Annotated in this window: 14 protein-coding genes; 7 read left to right on the top strand and 7 right to left on the bottom strand. The window is 42.2% G+C overall.

Going from position 1 to position 17,805, the window contains the following annotated elements:
- Positions 1 to 697 precede the first annotated feature (697 nt).
- The 4 genes from LVD17_RS27925 (at position 698) to LVD17_RS27910 (ending at position 8,071) form a co-directional block, all read left to right on the top strand.
- Positions 698 to 1,615 carry an AraC family transcriptional regulator gene (locus tag LVD17_RS27925; protein WP_233763676.1) on the top strand — a complete coding sequence of 306 codons (918 nt, stop codon included), beginning with the start codon at positions 698 to 700 and terminating at the stop codon, positions 1,613 to 1,615.
- A 373-nt stretch (positions 1,616 to 1,988) separates the two neighbouring features.
- Positions 1,989 to 5,174: a SusC/RagA family TonB-linked outer membrane protein gene (locus LVD17_RS27920; protein WP_233763675.1), complete on the top strand. Its 3,186-nt coding sequence runs from the start codon at positions 1,989 to 1,991 to the stop codon at positions 5,172 to 5,174.
- Positions 5,175 to 5,216: 42 nt separating this feature from the next.
- The gene (locus LVD17_RS27915) at positions 5,217 to 6,644 is read left to right on the top strand and encodes a SusD/RagB family nutrient-binding outer membrane lipoprotein (protein WP_233763674.1); all 1,428 of its coding nucleotides are present in this window, start codon (positions 5,217 to 5,219) and stop codon (positions 6,642 to 6,644) included.
- Between the two features lie 302 nt (positions 6,645 to 6,946).
- Positions 6,947 to 8,071 (top strand): WD40/YVTN/BNR-like repeat-containing protein, encoded by a 1,125-nt coding sequence (locus tag LVD17_RS27910; protein WP_233763673.1) that lies wholly within the window; start codon positions 6,947 to 6,949, stop codon positions 8,069 to 8,071.
- Between the two features lie 391 nt (positions 8,072 to 8,462).
- Here LVD17_RS27910 and LVD17_RS27905 read toward each other — a convergent pair whose 3' ends face one another.
- Positions 8,463 to 9,467, bottom strand: a complete 1,005-nt coding sequence (locus tag LVD17_RS27905; protein WP_233763672.1) for a TolB-like translocation protein — start codon at positions 9,465 to 9,467, stop codon at positions 8,463 to 8,465.
- A gap of 265 nt (positions 9,468 to 9,732) precedes the next feature.
- Between LVD17_RS27905 and LVD17_RS27900 the strand changes: the two genes are divergently transcribed.
- The gene (locus LVD17_RS27900; RefSeq protein ID WP_233763671.1) at positions 9,733 to 10,386 is read left to right on the top strand and encodes an SGNH/GDSL hydrolase family protein; all 654 of its coding nucleotides are present in this window, start codon (positions 9,733 to 9,735) and stop codon (positions 10,384 to 10,386) included.
- A gap of 156 nt (positions 10,387 to 10,542) precedes the next feature.
- Positions 10,543 to 10,986, top strand: a complete 444-nt coding sequence (locus tag LVD17_RS27895) for an acyl-CoA thioesterase (protein ID WP_233763669.1) — start codon at positions 10,543 to 10,545, stop codon at positions 10,984 to 10,986.
- 16 nt (positions 10,987 to 11,002) lie between these two features.
- Here the strand turns inward: LVD17_RS27895 and LVD17_RS27890 are convergent, their stop codons facing one another.
- The 6 genes from LVD17_RS27890 to LVD17_RS27865 all read right to left on the bottom strand — a co-directional run bounded on the left by LVD17_RS27890 (position 11,003) and on the right by LVD17_RS27865 (position 16,801).
- A complete protein-coding gene (locus tag LVD17_RS27890) occupies positions 11,003 to 13,045 on the bottom strand; it encodes a thioredoxin domain-containing protein (protein ID WP_233763667.1) in 2,043 nt (680 codons plus the stop codon).
- An 80-nt stretch (positions 13,046 to 13,125) separates the two neighbouring features.
- On the bottom strand, positions 13,126 to 14,103 hold the full coding sequence (locus tag LVD17_RS27885) for a GSCFA domain-containing protein (RefSeq protein ID WP_233763665.1): 978 nt from the start codon (positions 14,101 to 14,103) through the stop codon (positions 13,126 to 13,128).
- A 79-nt stretch (positions 14,104 to 14,182) separates the two neighbouring features.
- Positions 14,183 to 15,544 carry a hypothetical protein gene (locus LVD17_RS27880; RefSeq protein WP_233763663.1) on the bottom strand — a complete coding sequence of 454 codons (1,362 nt, stop codon included), beginning with the start codon at positions 15,542 to 15,544 and terminating at the stop codon, positions 14,183 to 14,185.
- A gap of 83 nt (positions 15,545 to 15,627) precedes the next feature.
- The gene (locus LVD17_RS27875) at positions 15,628 to 16,119 is read right to left on the bottom strand and encodes a DUF1905 domain-containing protein (protein WP_233763661.1); all 492 of its coding nucleotides are present in this window, start codon (positions 16,117 to 16,119) and stop codon (positions 15,628 to 15,630) included.
- Between the two features lie 38 nt (positions 16,120 to 16,157).
- Positions 16,158 to 16,553, bottom strand: coding sequence for a type II toxin-antitoxin system tRNA(fMet)-specific endonuclease VapC (gene vapC / locus LVD17_RS27870; RefSeq protein ID WP_233763659.1), 396 nt, complete (start codon positions 16,551 to 16,553; stop codon positions 16,158 to 16,160).
- A gap of 5 nt (positions 16,554 to 16,558) precedes the next feature.
- A complete protein-coding gene (locus LVD17_RS27865) occupies positions 16,559 to 16,801 on the bottom strand; it encodes a hypothetical protein (RefSeq protein ID WP_233763657.1) in 243 nt (80 codons plus the stop codon).
- Between the two features lie 149 nt (positions 16,802 to 16,950).
- Between LVD17_RS27865 and argB the strand changes: the two genes are divergently transcribed.
- Complete coding sequence (gene argB / locus LVD17_RS27860; protein WP_233763655.1) at positions 16,951 to 17,793, top strand: acetylglutamate kinase; 843 nt, start codon at positions 16,951 to 16,953, stop codon at positions 17,791 to 17,793.
- Positions 17,794 to 17,805 lie beyond the last annotated feature (12 nt).

Raw genomic sequence — 17,805 nt, 5'->3', positions numbered from 1 at the left:
ATAAATTTTGAAGCAAAAAATTCCCTATACAGCACATTTTTGTGCAGTTACCATAGATGTTTTACTGATCAAAGCTTGTCCTTTACGACTTGGGTCCGAAGACACTAAGGGGGTGTGAAAACAGTGATATTCATCGGTTATTTAGGTTCAGGTTGTATTTACCAAATTATAATTTCAAGGTATGGGTATTTTTTAGGTGGTGTTGATACTTTTTTAACCTATGTGTATATGTAATTATCAAATTGTTATTTTTCGTCTCTGAGAGATTGGATTCCATTATAAATATAAGCGGGGATTTGGCTTTAACTCTCAGCAGTTTTCTCTGACATTGCAAAATTGGATGGAAAATCGATTTGAAAATCAATGAATTATAAATTCAAGGCTTATTCTGAAATCAGAAATGTGATACCATATCATAAGAAATATATGCATAACATATGCATGTACTGTTAAGGCTAATATAGGAGTGTTGATGTTGAAATGTGATAAAATAGTATTGAATCTTGATTAAATAGTAATAGTAGTAAGAGCTTAAGTAATTCTGTATTGAGCAATTGAATATGTGCTACATATTTTACCTGAGAGTTGTTGAGAATAAAGTTTGAGCATATCAGATCGGTGAGGCTGATTGAAGTGTAAAGCGTTTGAAAAAAATTACCCTATAGTAATACAATATTGTCTATTATTTTCATGTATCTTGTCAAAACGTAGAATATATAATATTATTACTATCGGAAAATGCAGAGATGAGGTGAAAGTACTACCGTTTAAAGTGTCGAAAACCATAAATTCATCATTCCTTATACAGGTAGATGATCAGCCGTATTTCTATGATATACTGCATAAACATCCTGAACTCCAGCTTACTACAATTCTGGAGAGCGACGGTACCGTTTTGATAGGTGATTATGTGGGAAACTTTAAGGCTGGCGACGTATTCCTGATTAATAGTAATGTTCCCCATGTGTTTAAGAATGATAAAAAATACTATGCGGAGGCTGAAGGCCTGAGAGCTTTTGGAATCTCCATATTTTTTGAAGAGACACTTTTCGGAGAGAAATTTTTTAAACTTCCTGAAACTCAGATTGTAGGGCAATTTCTGAGTAAAAGGCAGTCCCTCAGGCTACATCCTAAAACAGCCGAGGTACTTATACCGAAAATCACCAAACTGCAGACCTTAAATAACCTGAGCAAGGTTATAGAAATGCTCTCTATATTGGAGATATTGGCTAATGCCGAGGATAGTATTACGCTAACTTCCGACATCACACATGATTATACCGAATCACAAGCCAAACGTCTCAACGATATTTATCAGTTCACTATGAATGAATTTCATCGTGAAATTACCCTTGAAGAGGTGGCTGACGTGTCCAACATGACGGTTCCTTCTTTTTGCCGTTATTTCAAAAAAAGAACAAGGAAAACATATATCGAATTTCTTACGGAAATGCGTGTAAGTTATGCGTGCAAATTATTGCAAAAAGAAGATCTCAGTATAACCGGCGTTTGCCACCTGTCAGGCTTTAACAACCTTTCTAACTTCAACAGGAAATTCAAGAAAATAACAGGATTCACACCTACAGTTTTCAGAAGAATCAACCACAATTTGTAGAAAATCAGGTTTTTTGGTGCCGGACATCCCCCAAGCTGCGGGATGGTATATGCGTATTTATTATTTAATTGATAACATATAGTTAATACTATATTTGAATAGGTTAATGCTGTATCAATATCATGTAATATTTGGTTGTAAATTGTAATTCCAAGTTTAACCACAACCGATTAATGTTATGATATTTAAAACAACATCAGTTCTCGCACCACCCTAGCGATTAAAGCCAGTTAATTAGTTTCTACTTTAAGGTCTGTTTTTTAGGCCTGTCATTCAAAATCGAGGCGCGCCAGGGTGCCAGAGGGGGATACCTATGCCTGTAGGTTGGGTGTCCCCGCTTATTCAATGTTTAATTTTAAACCCAATCTTTGTTATGAAGAGAATATTACTGATTCTGACTCTAATATTTGTGTCAGGTAATATGGCCTTTTCTCAGAATATAGTTGTAAAAGGCAAGGTTACATCTGATAGCGATGCATCGTCGTTACCAGGAGTTTCCGTATTAATAAAAGGTACCACAAGCGGTACTATAACAGATGCAGGGGGGAACTACTCCATAGAAGTTCCCTCTGATGCCACTTTGTTATTTTCCTTTATTGGCTATGAAACCCGGGAGGTCAGCGTGGCGGGCCGGTCGGTAGTAGACATAGAACTTACCAGCGATATCACCGAATTGTCAGAAGTGGTAGTGACGGCCCTCGGTGTTGAGCGGGAAAAAGCATCTCTTGCTTATGCGGTTCAGGAAGTTGATGGGGATAATGTGACCAAAACCGGGGAGCAAAACTTTATGGGAGCCCTATCCGGAAAAGTAGCAGGTGTACAGATAACCAACCCCTCTGCGGCTAGCCTTGGGGGTACCGTTAATGTCCGTATCCGTGGAGCAAACAGTATTTCAGGTAATTCCCAGCCGTTGTATGTTGTCGATGGTATTCCTATTTCCAATGCTAATTTTTCCAATACCTACAATGGGCGGGACTATGGGAATCTGGCACAGGATATAAACCCTAATGATATTGAATCTATATCAGTACTTAAGGGCCCGGCTGCATCCGCTCTTTATGGTATCCGCGGTAAGAATGGAGTTATACTCATTACCACAAAAAAAGGTACTGGCAGAAAAGGTGTAGGTATAGAATACAATGGTCAGGTGGCTTTTGATAAAGTGGCTATACTTCCCGAGTATCAAAATAAGTATGCAGGGGGGTATTCGCAAGAGCTGTCGCAAGTAGATGGTCAGGATGTAATTGATTATAATGCAGATGAGAGCTGGGGGCCCGAAATGGATGGGAGGCTGGTGCGTCACTGGGATAGCTGGTACCCCGGTACACCAGAATATGGGAAGACAAGGCCGCTGGTACCGAACCCGGATAATGTAAAGAACTTCTTTGAAACCGGTGTTACACAATCACACAACATTGCCATCACCGGTGGTAATGATAAGGCCAATTTCAGGTTGTCATATGGTTTTACCGATATCAATGGTACAGTGCCCTTCAGTGAAGGAAAGAAAAACAATGCTTCGCTAAATTTAAATTCACAATTGACGGATAGGTTAAGCGTTGAGGCTACTGTAAGCTATGCCAATAATAGTTATCAGGGCAGGCCAGGTTTTGGATACACTGGTAGTTTCAGCGGTTGGACACTGATCAATGTGGGTCCCAACCTTAACATGTGGACTCAGCGACAACTTGATTATGATCGCCTGAGGAACTACAAAGCTCCTGATGGTAGTATTAAAACATGGAATATCACCAGTACCAGTAACCTGGCGCCAAACTTCTGGGATAACATCTACTTTATGCTTGAAAATGCTTCTCCTTATGATGAACGTGACAGGGTAATAGGCGGGGCAACGCTGAACTACAAGCTTAACGATGTATTTTCTATCAAAGGTGTAGCCAAAACAGATTTTTATGATCAGCGGATCAACAACAGGATACCAACCGAAGCTAAAGCCCAGGACTTCTACTATGAGAGCTCAAGAAAAGGTATAGAAAACAACTATGAATTGCTGCTGAACTTCAACAAGTCATTTGATAAAATCTCCGTTTCCGGTTTTGCAGGGGGTAATATCCTGAAACAAAGAAGCCTTGGTATAGTGGGTAATACGGTAGGAGGTTTATCGGCCCCTAACTGGTATAACCTTGAAGCCTCCATTGACCGGCCGTTTGTAGACAACTGGGAGATAACCAAAGAGATCCGTAGCTTATATGCATCAGCCAGTTTGGGTTACAATGACCTGTTGTACCTTGATCTGACAGCAAGAAATGACTGGTCTTCTGCCCTGCCTGAAGATGATAATTCCTATTTCTACCCTTCAGCGGGTGTTAGCTTTGTATTCTCTGAGTTGATCGACTCAAAATTCCTGTCCTTTGGTAAAGTCCGAAGTAGTTTCGCGCAGGTTGGTAATGATCTGAATGCCTATGAGATTAACCAAACCTTTTTGCCGGGCGGAGCCTATGGTTCATCTACTTCGTTCGTTGTAAGAAACGATTTTGTAGATCCTGCAATAAAGCCTTCGCTTACAGAAGCTATTGAAGTGGGTGCCGAACTTAAATTCTTCAACAACAGGTTGGGTCTGGATGTCAATTATTATAACCAGATTAATGAAGATGATATTGTACGGATCAATGTTTCCGGTACATCGGGCTATGAGAGGCTTACAACTAACGGTGGTAAAATCGTGAGTAAAGGTATAGAACTTGCACTTTATGGCACACCCATACAGTCCAAGGACTTTACATGGGATATTGCTTTCAACCTTGCAAGAAACAGATCGGTTGTAGAAGATATCTATGGAGACATTACAGCCTACGCTATTCTTGAGCGGCGTGGTGCCAGTGTGGTTTTGGAAAAAGGCGAGGAGTGGGGCGTAATTAAAGGCACCAGTTTTAAAATGTTCGACGGACAGCGCGTAGTGCGGCCGGCAGGCAGCTGGTATCACTCTGGTGATGAAGATAACCTGGAGTATTTGACAGAAGACAACCAGGTCATCGGTAATGTGCTTCCGGACTTTACTGGTGGTGCAGTTAATACTTTTTCTTACAAAGGCTTTGATCTTTCCCTGAATTTTGATTTTCAAAAAGGGGGCAATTTCCACTCTGTTACAAAAATGTATGGCTTCGGAGCAGGTCAGCTGGCAGAAACTGCCGTGATGAACAACAATGGTGTTTCAGTACGCGATCGCATCAGTGAAGGTGGTGGGTTTGAGGTTTCCGGAGTGCTTGAAGATGGTACCCCGGTAAGTGGTTATGCCTCCGGGGCACAGCATACATGGAATATGGTAGGTGCTACTGGAAATTGGATCTATGACGCAAGCTATATCAAGCTTCGAGAAGTTAGGCTCGGTTACAGTCTGCCTGCAAAAGTGTTGGAAGGATTACCTTTCACCAGGATAAATATGGCACTAACAGTCAGAAATGCCTGGTTGATCCATTCCAATATTGATGGAATAGACCCGTCGGAGATTACTCCTGATGCATCCGGAGTATCTTTTCATGAGGGTGGAGGTTTGCCGGGCTTCAGAACCTACGGTTTTAATCTGAGATTAAGCCTATAAGAAAACAGCCTGTAGATTCATTAAAAATTAAAAATTACAGAAATGAAGAAATATATAATACCCCTTATTCTGATACTAACCGCATGTGGTGACTTTGGGAATACAAATGTTGACCCGAATAACCCAACAAGCGTGCCTGTATCAGGCTTCCTGACCAATGCTATTCATTTTATGCCTGCTTATGAAAGTGGCGTAACCGGATTATACTATTCGCAGTACTGGTCAGCTACCCGTTATACCGAAGACTCACGGTATAGTACAACGCAATTTGATTTTACTGCCATCTATAGCGGGCCGCTCAATGATTTGCAAAAAGTGATTGACATGAATAGTGACCCGGAAACCATGGAAATGGCATCGGAGAGTGGATCTAACGCTAACCAGATAGCTGTGGCGAGGATACTCAAGGCCTACTTTTTTCTCCATGCTACCGATCGGTGGGGAGATATACCCTATACAGAAGCGCTTATGGCACTTGAAAACCTTACTCCGTCTTATGATAAGCAGTCGGCCATTTATGCTGCTTTATTCGATGAGCTTGACAACGCCGTGGAGGAATTTGATGCAGGAGCGGCACCTAAAGGAGACATTCTGTATAACGGTGACCTGGATATGTGGAAAAAGTTTGCAAACTCCCTGCGATTAAAAATGGCACTAAGGATATCTGATGTTGATCCTGCTGCTGCAAAAGCAGAGTTTGAATCTGCAGTTGCTGACGGAGTGTTGGCCACTAATGATGATAATGCCATATATCACTACCTGGGCAATGGTGTTTTTGATAACCCCAGGTATAATGACTTTCTGACACGTACTGATAATGCTGTCAGTAAAACGATAGTGGACAAACTATTAGCCCTTGGCGACCCGCGAGTTACCGCATATGCCGATCCCATTGCGGCCAGCGCCGGAGATGTCTATGCAGGTATGCCTTACGGCCTTGGAAATGCTGAGGCCGGTGGTTACGGCTTCGATGAGGTGTCCCTGCCTCACTCAGTATATGTTAAAGCCAAAGATTCAAGTGTGCCACTGCTTACGTATGCCCAGGTGCTTTTCGGGCTAGCCGAAGGTGCTTCATACGGATGGAATGCCGGTGGCACTGCAGAGAGCTTTTATAATGCAGCGATAAAAGCCAGCATGGAGCAATGGAATGTTTTTGACCAGGATGAGTACGACAGCTATATTCAACAGGCAGAAGTTGATTTTGATGAAGCCAAAGCTATTCAGCTAATAGGTGAGCAAAAGTGGCTGGCTTTATATATGCAAGGTTATGAAGGCTGGGCTGAGTGGAGGCGTTTAGGATACCCCGAGTTGTTACCGGCTCCCGCTGCCGCAAATAACTCAGGCCAGATTCCGAAGCGTCAGGCTTATCCGGCCTCAGAGTCACAAAATAACCAGGCCAATTATGAAGCCGCAGTTGCCAGGCAGGGGGCTGATAACCTGGATACCAGAGTTTGGTGGGATGTGGAGTAAGTATAATTAGTTGATTAATGAACAGAAAGGAAAAGGCGGGATTATTCCCGTCTTTTTTTGTGTAAGGGCCGGCCAGCAATGGCTGACTGACATAATGATAAGATTATACAGTTTAAAAACTTATTCCATCTGATTCCCCGGCTTCAAGCAGAATTATCATCAATCTATTCTTAATGGCGGATTATAAGATGTTTAAACGTATAAAATAAATATTAAATAACTAATATATTTCAGTAATTACTTACATAATTTAGCGTCTTAGTTAAATTAATATTTATTTAAGGAGACAAATTTACACTACTATGACGCTTAGAAAGCACCTGTTTTTTGCTTTAATTTTATGTTTATGTTTTACCGCCTGTTCATCAGATGATGACGGAGTGAAACCTGCAGACGGTCAGGTTGATCAGGGAGATGGGGATAACAATGATGACGATGATGACAACAACGATAATGCAGCAGAGCTAACCTTTACAAAACTTACTACAGGTACGGACCTTTCTTTTTTCTCGATCCATTTTATTGATGAACAAAATGGGTTTCTGGCGGGAGGGGCAGCCTCAGTCAGTGCAGAAAAAGCCCTGGTACTGAAGTCTGAAGATGGTGGTACCACCTGGACGGAGGCATATTCAGATACTGGTTTTTATATAACTGATGTTACCGCGCTAACCGATAATATTTTGTTTGCAACCACATCGGATGGAGCCATTCTAAAAAGTGAAAATGCAGGGGGTGTGTGGGAAAAGATCGATATCGAATCAGGTATATATCTTACCGGTATCCGATTTTTGGATACTGAGACCGGATTTCTGGTTGGGTCAACTTCCGGTGGAAATGGCAAGCTTTTTACAACCTCTGATGGCGGTGAAAGCTGGGAGAGCATAATCAATACTACTCCGCTTGAAAATAACGCCCTTCATGAAATTGCCTTTTTGGATAATAATACCATATTGGCTTCCGGCGGAGCATGGGATAAAGGTGTTGTGTTAAAAAGTACCAATAAAGGTGTCGATTGGACTTCGATAAATGTCGCGGATGGAGTGAAGATACTGGATATATCCATGATTGGAAATTCAGGGTTTGCCTTGGGGGACAACGGACAGTTTAATGCCGCAACTGAAAAAGGAGTGCTATTCAAAACGACCGATGGAGGAGAAACATGGGAAAACGTTGACACCGGCTACGATAACAGGCTCAGGAAGATAGCTATAAGAGGTGATATCGGCATTGTGGCCGGTTATAATAAATCCAATAATTTAAGTGATCCCGAGTTTGTAATGATGTCTTTTGATGGCGGTGAAAAATGGAGCAGGATAAACCATGATTTTGGACTGAATAGCTGGGGTGATGTGCAATTCATCTCCGATAACAAGATAATACTTGCAGGTCATAAGGGATTGGTCGTGATGATTGAGGTTGGTGAGTAGTACAAGCAGACCCGTTATAGCCTGGGTCATTATATGAAGTTTAGAAGAGCCCGGTACATATCGGGCTTTTTGTTTTAGTAGATAAGGAAACTTCAATCAGACCGGCTTTATTAAGAAGTTCTAAAATTTGATCTTTCGTAATATTTTCAAGTTGGTTTTTATCATAAATATGAGCGAGGTCAATTTTCTTGTTTCCTGTAATGATCCTTGTCCCCTGCAGATAACCTTTTCCTTGAGTTGTAAAGATTTATGTCCCAGGATGAATTCCATCCGTGGGATTTAGGGCAAGCTTTTCCAGTAGTTTCTGAAGATCTGAACCCAGGTTAAAAAAACTATGGGGGAGCAACCTTGCAAAACTAAATTAAAACGTAACTATCCTTACAACATGCTATTACTCTGTCAGGTTGGCCCGAAACAAGTCACGAACAGGGTTCCTGGGATCGTAAGATTCAAAATAGATGTGCCGCTCATCACCGGTAATGGTAAAGTAGCTCTCCTCTCTCGGGCTGTTGATACCACTCCCCAGGTTGACCGGCTCACTCCATTTTTGCCAGCTGTCATCCAGCCTGGTAGTTTTATAAATATCGCTTAGCCCGTAACCGTCATGGCCATATGAGGAAAAATACAATGTCTTGCCATCAGTCGAAAGGAATGGCGCAAAATCAGCCTTTTGCGTATTGATAGTTGCCCCCAGGTTAACCGGCTCTGACCAGGTGGTTTCATCAACAGGAAAGCTCACATACAGATCCTGGCCTCCGTGGGTATTATCTCTGGATACAGCCATAAGTAGTACATTTGCTTCATAAGAAAGGTAAAAATCCACATAGCCACCGAGTGAATAGAAGTTCTTTACTGTAACAGGAATCGGGGTGCTCCATCCGGATTCGAATAGCGTGGTTTTTTGCAAAGGCTTGTCTCCGGAGAGGTCACTGTTGATCAGGATCATCTGTTTACCATCAGGGCTGATACTACAGATGGCGTCCCTCCCCCGCGTATTTACATGTGTACCGAGGTTTTTTGGAGAACCCCAGTTTCCATCTTCCATTTTGTTGGCAACCCATATGTCCTGATCATCTTTTTTTCCAAAAATATTTTCAGGGTGCCGTCTCCTTGCAAAGAACAGAGACTGACCATCTGCAGAAATATATGGCCTGGCCTCGTCATAAGTGCTGTTGATGTCGCCATTTAAAACCGTAAAATCTACCTTTCGAAGTTCGGGGGCAGTTACATCAAAGCCGTATTTTTTAAAGCCTGCCTCTTCACCTGCAATGCCATTTTTATATTTTAGCAGCATCACAACTATAAAAAGTATAGCCAAAGAGACTCCGGCAGAAATCCAGAGATAGGTTGGTTTAATAGTAATTTGCGGCTTGGGGCGTGTTTCTAGTTTAGCCATAGAAAATAAAAGTATTCAAGATTTAAAATTGACAAAAAACGGACTCGCGAAAGGAGCTCAACCATACCTTTAGAGAGGCGGTGTTGGCGGATTCACGCTGCCCTTATACCTCTCTGCTGTATGCGCTTGTATCCGCTAAGTGGCAAAAAGGTTACCTGCCTTAAACCATATATTTAGAAAAAAATTCTTTGGTTTCTTCAACTTTTTAGAGATTTTAAAAGTAAAAGCGTAATGATATTGTCAGATGTTAATTAAGTTACAGATAATGAGGTGGTTAATAATAGTACTTATATTCTTGTCAGCGGCAAATGCTCAGAGTCAGAGTAAATGGGAGCCTGAATTTAAAAAATTTGATGAGCAAGACAGATTGAATGATCCTCCTAAAGAAAGGGCTATTGTTTTTACAGGAAGTTCATCCATTCGTATGTGGAAGGATGTAGCCGATGCGCTGAATAATGACAAAATCATTAACAGAGGATTTGGTGGTTCAGAGTTTATAGATATCATTGAGAATTTCGAAAGGGTTATTGGCAGGTATAACCCTGCCCAGGTAGTGCTGTATTCCGGAGACAATGACATAACCCACGGAAAGAGTGCCACTGAGGTTTACGGAGATTTTTGTACAGTCTATGGTATGATAAGAGCCAGGTTTCCTGAAGCTCGTATCAGTGTATTATCTATTAAACCAAGTCCTGCCCGGTGGGCAAAAGCAGGGGAGATGGAGAAGGCCAACCAGTTGATCAAAACATACGCCGAGGGTAAACCCGGCCTCAGCTTCATAGATGTTTACACTCCTATGCTCACAGAAGAAGGTAAGCCGAGGCAGGAGCTTTATGTTGAAGATGGCATCCACATGACCCCTGCCGGCTATGAAATATGGAAAAAAGCAATAGCTCCCATGCTGGTGACTACCAATTAACTCTCATAGGGGTCTTAAGTTTATTTTTGCGAGGTTTTTGCCTATTGCAATTGCCGGTTGCCAACTTTACCCCATAAACCATATATTTGCCGGATCACACTGAACCGGGATTAGCCATATAGCTAAGGGGTTCACCTAACTACATTACATCAGATTATGGATATTTTCAAGCAGTTTACTTTTAAGCAGGACCTTCAGGTACGTTGGATGGACCTTGATCCGCTGGGCCATGTCAATAACTCTATTTACATTCAATATTTTGAATTGGGCCGAGGCAAATACATGTCTGCCTCAAGCCACACCTGGGATTGGCATAAAAATATGTTTTTGATTGCTAACATTTCCTGCGACTATAAAAGAGAGCTTAAACTGACCGATCATGATCCTACAGTTTGGGTGCGTACGATGCGTTTCGGTAGCAAAAGTTTTGACCTGGAGTACCTGATCTGTACGGAGCATGAGGGGCAAACTATACTTCACGCACAAGGCAGAAGTACACAGGTGATGTTTGACATGAAGGAAAGAAAAACCATACTCATACCTGAATGGCTCAAAAGCGAAATACTTGCCTATGAAAAAGCAGGGAGCATTGCAGAATAACACTCCCGCAGGCTCTCTATTTTAGTTGCTCAAAGGCCTTTTCTACTTCTGTTACCGGCAGTTTGCAGGTTTTGTTGTAGCAGACATATATCGTAGTTTCGTCTTCTTTGGTTATTTTGCCTGCTAAAAGAGGCAGGCCACTGCTTTGCTTTGTGCCCATCACTACTTTATTGGGATAGTACTTTTTGGCCAAGTCGATCCTGACATTATTGGCATTGGTGCCGACGATGGCTACTTCAGCTGTTGGGGCAGTAAGATAGGTGTAAAGGATACCCCAGTTGTACAAATAAGCAGGTTCACCTTCCAGTAGCGATACCATTTTCCCAATCATTGCCCTGCTTTTGGCCTTGTAATCCTCATGGTCAAAAATGACTCCCAGCAGGTACAGGTTTATAGCCATTTGTGAGTTTGAAGCCGGGATGACGTTGTCGAATACTTCCTTTTTTCTGGCTATCAGTTTTTCAGAACTATCATCAGTATAGAAAAAGAGCTTTTCACCGCTGTCATAAAAATGTTCCAAAGTATAGTCAGTCAGCTCCCGCGCTTTGGTTAGCCATTGCTCATCAAAGGTAGCCTGGTAAAGAGCCAGAAAAGCATCTATAACATGTGCATAATCTTCAAGATAGCCATCAATCGAAGCTTTGCCTTCCTTGTAGCTTCTGAACAGGCGATCACCGTCACTCATGCTCTCGGAGATAAAGGCTGCATTATTTAATGCCAGCATCAGGAATTTTTCCTCCCCAAAGGCTACGTAAGCATCCACCAGACCCTTAAGCATCAGACCGTTCCACCCTGAAAGCGCCTTGTCGTCCAGGCCCGGTCTTACTCTGTTCGTCCGTGCTTTTAAAAGCAGCGTATTGGCGTTGACCACTTTCTTAACTAGTGTTTTTTCATCTATACCTTTTTTGGTTGCAAATTCACGATCAGACACGGTCCGGTGCAAAATGTTTTTGCCTTCTTCCCAGTTGCCGTCTTCAGTGATGTTGTAGTAATCAACGATCAGATCACTGTCATTGCCTGTTATCTGTTCAATTTCATCCTTAGTCCAAACGTAGAATTTACCTTCTTCGCCTTCACTGTCAGCATCCAGTGCGGAGTAAAAGCCGCCCATGCTGTTGGTCATTTCCCTTTCGAGCCATTCTATAGTCTGGTAAACCACCTGCTTGTATAGTTCATGTCCGGTAACGGTATAAGCTTCGGAATAGAGGCTCACCAGTTGGCCGTTATCATACAGCATCTTTTCAAAGTGAGGCACAAGCCAGTCGGCATCCACGGAATACCGGGCAAAACCACCTCCGGCCTGATCGTAAATGCCACCATACGCAATTTCATTCAGCGTTACCTCTATCTGCCGAAGAGCCTCCTGGTTATCAGTAAGGTGATAATACCGAAGCAGGAAAAGCCACTGGCCGGGCATCGGAAATTTCGGTGCACGATTGAAGCCACCACGTTTCTTGTCGAAGTGTTGCGCTATATTATCATACATCATATCCAGGGCATTGATACTGTATTCAGCACCTTCATCTTTCAGCCTGTATTTTACCACTTCGCTGGTGGCAATGGCATTGGTGAGCTGCTCGGCCGACTCTTCTACTTCACTGCGTTTTTCACGGTACACTGTGGCTACCTGCTGCAGCAGTTTTGCCCACGCCTGGGGAGGAAAGTATGTGCCTCCGTAAAAAGGCTTCTGGTCAGAGGTAAGGAAAACGTTCAGTGGCCAGCCTCCATTTTGCCCCATCGCCTGCACAGCGTCCATGTAGATCTGGTCTACATCCGGCCTTTCTTCACGGTCTACCTTAATGGCCACAAAGTACTCGTTCATAATCGCAGCAATACTGTCATTTTCAAAAGACTCCCTTTCCATTACATGGCACCAGTGGCACGATGAATAACCAATGCTTACCAGTATTGGTTTATCCTCTTTACGGGCTTTTTCCAGGGCCTCTTCGCCCCAGGGATACCAGTTTACAGGATTATAGGCATGCTGCAGTAAATATGGACTGGTAGCATGGATCAGGCGGTTGGCTTTGCCTTCTTTATGGGTAGTCGCTTGGCTCATAGTATTTTCGTTTGAGGTTTTAGTATTGCAATGAGTCAGTAGTATTGCCAGCAGAATGTTTCCGGTTATTCTGAAGGCATTCATTTGTTTATCAATTGCTGCTCCAGCAGGGTAATTTCCTGGCTAATGTCAATCTTATTTTCTAAACGCCTGACCCGCGCTATAGTTTCCCGCAAAAACTTCTGGTGAGCTTCAGAGGCCGGGTTAAAAGGATGGTGGTGTATAGCTTTAAGTATTTTGTCCCACTCCTCTACAAACGAGGCCGTATCAGTGTCCAGGTAAGCCTCAGTAAACTTCTTCCAGATGTAATCTTCGGCATCCCGGGTGGGGTGGATCATATCCGTTTTGTAAAACCTGTAATCACGAAGATCGTCCATCATAATTTCGTAGCTGGGGAAGTACTGTACATTGTCATACTCCCTTGCCAGTGTGTCGCAGGTTATCCTTAATATGGATTTGCTCACACTGTTTTGCTCCATGGTATCTTTAATGTGCCTTACGGGCGAAACTGTGAGAATGACCCTGATGTCAGGGCAGGCACTCATCAACTGGCGGTGGAAAGCTTCAAATTTTTCAATGATCTGTTTCTGAGTAAGCAACTCTTTGTTAAATCGGCTGGCCGGTATTTTGTGACAGTTGGCCACTATTTCTTTGTTGCTTTTTCTTCGGTAAATGAATGAAGTGCCGAAAGTAAGGATCAGCCAGTTGGCCTTTTTCAGATGTTTATGGGCATGATCTATGGCATTTTGAATAGCCTTTTCTATCTCCATAGGCTCTTCGTGAGAGAAAGAAGAATGAAAGTCATAATTGGCATGTAGGCCATGCGTTTCTACATAAGTGGAAGACCCCGGATAGCTTTTCGAAAGTGTGTATTCCACAAGCTTGAAAATAGAAACAGGATTATAGACCGTGCCATAGGGATTTGCCAGGCTGTCAAATTTATAAGTGGTTAACCGCTGGCCCATGCAATCTGAAAAGCAGGAGCCAATAGACAGGATAGGAGATGAGATATTTATTTTTTCCTCTGATGCCTGTGGGGTGATTTCTGTTCTGAACATAAGGTAAAGTTAAAAAGGAAAACAGAAAATCTAATTTCACGAGGCAATTTACATGCTCATTAACATACAAAAAAAGCAACTATCGGCTTTGCACCATGATCCCGGATGTAGAGGTAAAATACGAAAAGTAATCCCTCTTCATCAGGTCATTAATGAAATTGCCGGATTCGGGCGAGTTGTAGTAGGCATCCGGAGAATTTTTCAGGACGTGATAGACATCGTTAAAAGAAAAATATCCCAACGGTTTGCTTAGTCCGGTCAATGTTTGTTCAGGGCCGATAAACAAGCCTATGGAATGAGGCATTTGCGCCAATACCTCACCCTGCAGGTTAAAGTACTTTTTCCATGAAACAGCCACAATCGTTGCTGAACGGCCTGAGTACATTACCCTGCGACTTTCAAAATCATCCTCACTTTCCCAGTCGTCCTCAGAGTACATAACTTCCTCACTGGCGTTGTGCAGCCACTCTTCCTTGGTCATCGGAGCGGTCAGTAAATTGTCTTTAAATATCTTGGTTATTTTACCTTCTTCTATGGCTTCTATAATAAGTGTGGGCAGCTCCTTATCTTCCATATAGAATTTGGTGTTTTCGGGATGTAAAAGGTGTATTTCTTCATTTTGGATGATCATGAAATTTTCATCAAGGGCATGTGGTGTTACGAGTTTTGAAGTTTCCCGAATTTTGGTCCTTAGCTTTTCCTCACCAAAGGCAAGATAGTCGCCGTTCTGCAGGGCCGAAGCCATGAGTTTAATTTCAGCTTTTATAGATGAGCTTCGTAAAGGTAATTCCTGAGCCAGAGTGTGGTCCATACTGTAAACCTGGAGTTTCTCATAGCTTCCATCAGCACCCTTGTAAAGGTGTATATAGCTATAGTTGGCGTCGGGGAAAGTGTTGTAAATAATATCACTTGCATAGTAACCGTTTAAATGGGCGACCTGACCTTTCCAAAACCATGAGCTACTGTTGCGGATCCATAGCGCCTTTTTTTGAATGAGGTAATCGGATAGTTCTGTAAAGGATACGGAAAATCTGGGCTGCCCAGGAGTGGCGCTGTCTTTGACTTTAAAATGAATGTAATGGATCGCAGTAATCTCATTATTCTTTTTGGATAGATCTATCTCAATAGTATTAAAGTCGTTGCCGGCATACAAAATAGTATCTGAAGAACCAAAGCCAAAGTCTTCTATACTGATGATTAGCCGGGATGAGAACTGCTCCGGGGTTAAGGTTGTGAGCGTGTTTTTGGAGTAATCAACATCGTAGGCATGGATCTCCCCCGCCCTGATTGCTTCAATGGTTAGTTCGGGCAATGAATAATCTCTGGAGAAAAAGGGAGCGTTTTCTTCTGCCGTGAGGTCAACCTGCTGAATAAACCTGCCATTTTGGGCATTTGCATTGAAAATTATAAGAGAGAATAAGAGTAACGTAAACCTATGCATGGGGGGCTTTTGGGTTTCAGATAATCTGCACAAGATAATAAAAAGCCTCCGTTTTTTTGAGATTTTTTTGTGTAAATTTTACTCTAGTCTTTGCCCAGTAGAAAGCGGAATGTCTCCTTACCTTCAACTGATTTTTTGAGATTCTCAATAAGCATAATGGCCCTGTCGAGGCGAAGGTTTGGGCTTTTCACACCTGACACATGATAGATAATGTATCGCTGCATGGCTGGTGTCAGTTTGTCAAACCGGTGCTTGCCCTCATAGTCCTGCTTTAGTAGTTCTGCCAGCTCTTCCGGTACATCCATACCATATTTGCTGTCATCCTTTTTAAGGGCCACATGCACCTCATCGCCCAACTTTACGCCAAGTTCCTTCATGCGTTTGGCATTGATGCTAATGTACGCTTTGCCTTCGCCCAGGGCCATCAGCCCGCACTGAAAGTTAAGGGAGTTGTTAACAGTACAAACCAGCCTGATTTTTAACGTGCCGAACGCATCAACTACTTCTTTGGGTACCTCAAGGTACTTCATGTTGAGATAGTCTAACTGGCCGATAGTGGTTTTGAATTTGATCATGGGTCTTTTTGGATGATTTAGAATTCAAAAAACGTGAATTATTCAGTCCAATTTTCCAGTTTGATTTTTTTTAAACGTATGAAATGCTTTTCGTTATTAGTTACAAGTGTCATTTTGTTGCTGATAGCTGTTGCGCCGATCAGCAGATCAAAGTCATCAACTAATTCTCCAGCTTTACGAAGCCGAGCCTTTTCTTGAGCAAATATGTCTAACGAACTAAAGATGGGTATTTTGCTAAATCTGTCGACAAAGTTTTGGACTGTTAACCTGTTCTTTCTTGGAAATTCACTTTTTTCTGCACCGAATTTAAGCTCGGCTATAGTAATTTCTGATATATATAAATTTCCTGAGCCCGCTTTTGCAAATTTTTCGGCAAGATTATATTTTCCTTTGAGAAAGTAAATACAAATATTGGTGTCTAAAAGGTATTTCAAGGAGTTTAAATATCTTCAATGTGGCGATTTGAGTACCTCTCCGCTTTTAGCTCCTTTATTATATCATCCGCGGTCTTTTTGGATTTAAATGAACCAAAAAGGTCACTCCATGAGTCGTCAGGTGAAGCAGCTTTACTTTTATTAAGTGATTTTTTAATTTTTTTTATAATATCAAGTTTAACATCATCACTTAGTGATTTTATCATTTCGGTAAAGTTGTCAGCGATACTTATTTCTCTGGATTTCATATATCTAAGGTAACGAAAATAATATGCTTTTGATTCTTAAAACTTTAATTAATCACTCAACTTGTGGATACTGTTTTGGTTGGAATATTGGATTAAACGCCACATTTCTTTCTATTCCTTCTGTTATTGCCTAACTTAGCATCTATAACATGGAGGAAAAAAACAGCAAGTCAAAACCTATCATAGTTATCAAGTATGGCGGTAACGCCATGGTCTCGGAAAATCTCCAACGAGCTGTCCTGAAAAATATCTGCACACTTAAGTCACAGGGATATGCTGTCGTAATCGTACACGGAGGAGGTCCCTTTATCCAGGAAATTCTTGATCAGGTTGATATCAAAAGTGAGTTTATACACGGCCACCGAAAAACAAGCCCGGAGGCACTACGCTACGTAGAAATGGCGCTGAAAGGCCGGGTCAACGGTGAGGTGGTTAATCTTATAAACAGTCTTGGCCAGACGGCTGTGGGCCTTTCCGGCCGCGATGGCAAGATCATTACTGCCAAAAGGTACTATCACGAGCACAACGATAACGGAAACATCACCCGCACAGACCTTGGGCAGGTAGGCGAAGTAAGTCAAATAGACCCTCGATTGATCTATCTTTTGCTTGAGCAGGATTTCATACCTGTCATCACCTGTATAGCTACAGATGAAGAGGGGAATAGTTACAATATTAATGCAGACCTTTTTGCCGGCAGCCTCGCCGGACACCTGAACGCACAGGTTTTTGGTGTATTGACAGATGTAGATGGCCTCATGAGGGACATTAACGACTCCGATAGCCTGATTAGGGAAATTTCTCTACAAAATATCAAACAATTCATTGATGAAGGGGTTATTAAAGGTGGAATGATACCAAAAACAGATGCCTGCCGCCTGGCAGTAGAAAAAGGAGCTTCCCGTGCCACCATTATCAATGGGAAGAAACCAGAGCAAATCCTTTCGCTCATGGATGAAAATCAATCTATAGGAACTACTATAAAACTATAACCCTAACTATTT

The organism is Fulvivirga ulvae (genome assembly GCF_021389975.1).
GTDB lineage: Bacteria > Bacteroidota > Bacteroidia > Cytophagales > Cyclobacteriaceae > Fulvivirga > Fulvivirga ulvae.
This window is presented reverse-complemented; position numbering and strand designations above follow the sequence as displayed.

Excerpts from the sequence above, each read along its gene's own strand:
- LVD17_RS27895 (WP_233763669.1), top strand. The coding sequence starts at position 10,543 with ATGGATATTTTCAAGCAGTTTACTTTTAAGCAGGACCTTCAGGTACGT.
- LVD17_RS27920 (WP_233763675.1), top strand. The coding sequence starts at position 1,989 with ATGAAGAGAATATTACTGATTCTGACTCTAATATTTGTGTCAGGTAAT.
- LVD17_RS27910 (WP_233763673.1), top strand. The coding sequence starts at position 6,947 with ATGACGCTTAGAAAGCACCTGTTTTTTGCTTTAATTTTATGTTTATGT.
- LVD17_RS27875 (WP_233763661.1), bottom strand. The coding sequence starts at position 16,119 with ATGATCAAATTCAAAACCACTATCGGCCAGTTAGACTATCTCAACATG.
- LVD17_RS27890 (WP_233763667.1), bottom strand. The coding sequence starts at position 13,045 with ATGAGCCAAGCGACTACCCATAAAGAAGGCAAAGCCAACCGCCTGATC.
- LVD17_RS27900 (WP_233763671.1), top strand. The coding sequence starts at position 9,733 with ATGAGGTGGTTAATAATAGTACTTATATTCTTGTCAGCGGCAAATGCT.
- argB (WP_233763655.1), top strand. The coding sequence starts at position 16,951 with ATGGAGGAAAAAAACAGCAAGTCAAAACCTATCATAGTTATCAAGTAT.
- LVD17_RS27885 (WP_233763665.1), bottom strand. The coding sequence starts at position 14,103 with ATGTTCAGAACAGAAATCACCCCACAGGCATCAGAGGAAAAAATAAAT.
- LVD17_RS27865 (WP_233763657.1), bottom strand. The coding sequence starts at position 16,801 with ATGAAATCCAGAGAAATAAGTATCGCTGACAACTTTACCGAAATGATA.
- LVD17_RS27880 (WP_233763663.1), bottom strand. The coding sequence starts at position 15,544 with ATGCATAGGTTTACGTTACTCTTATTCTCTCTTATAATTTTCAATGCA.
- LVD17_RS27915 (WP_233763674.1), top strand. The coding sequence starts at position 5,217 with ATGAAGAAATATATAATACCCCTTATTCTGATACTAACCGCATGTGGT.
- LVD17_RS27905 (WP_233763672.1), bottom strand. The coding sequence starts at position 9,467 with ATGGCTAAACTAGAAACACGCCCCAAGCCGCAAATTACTATTAAACCA.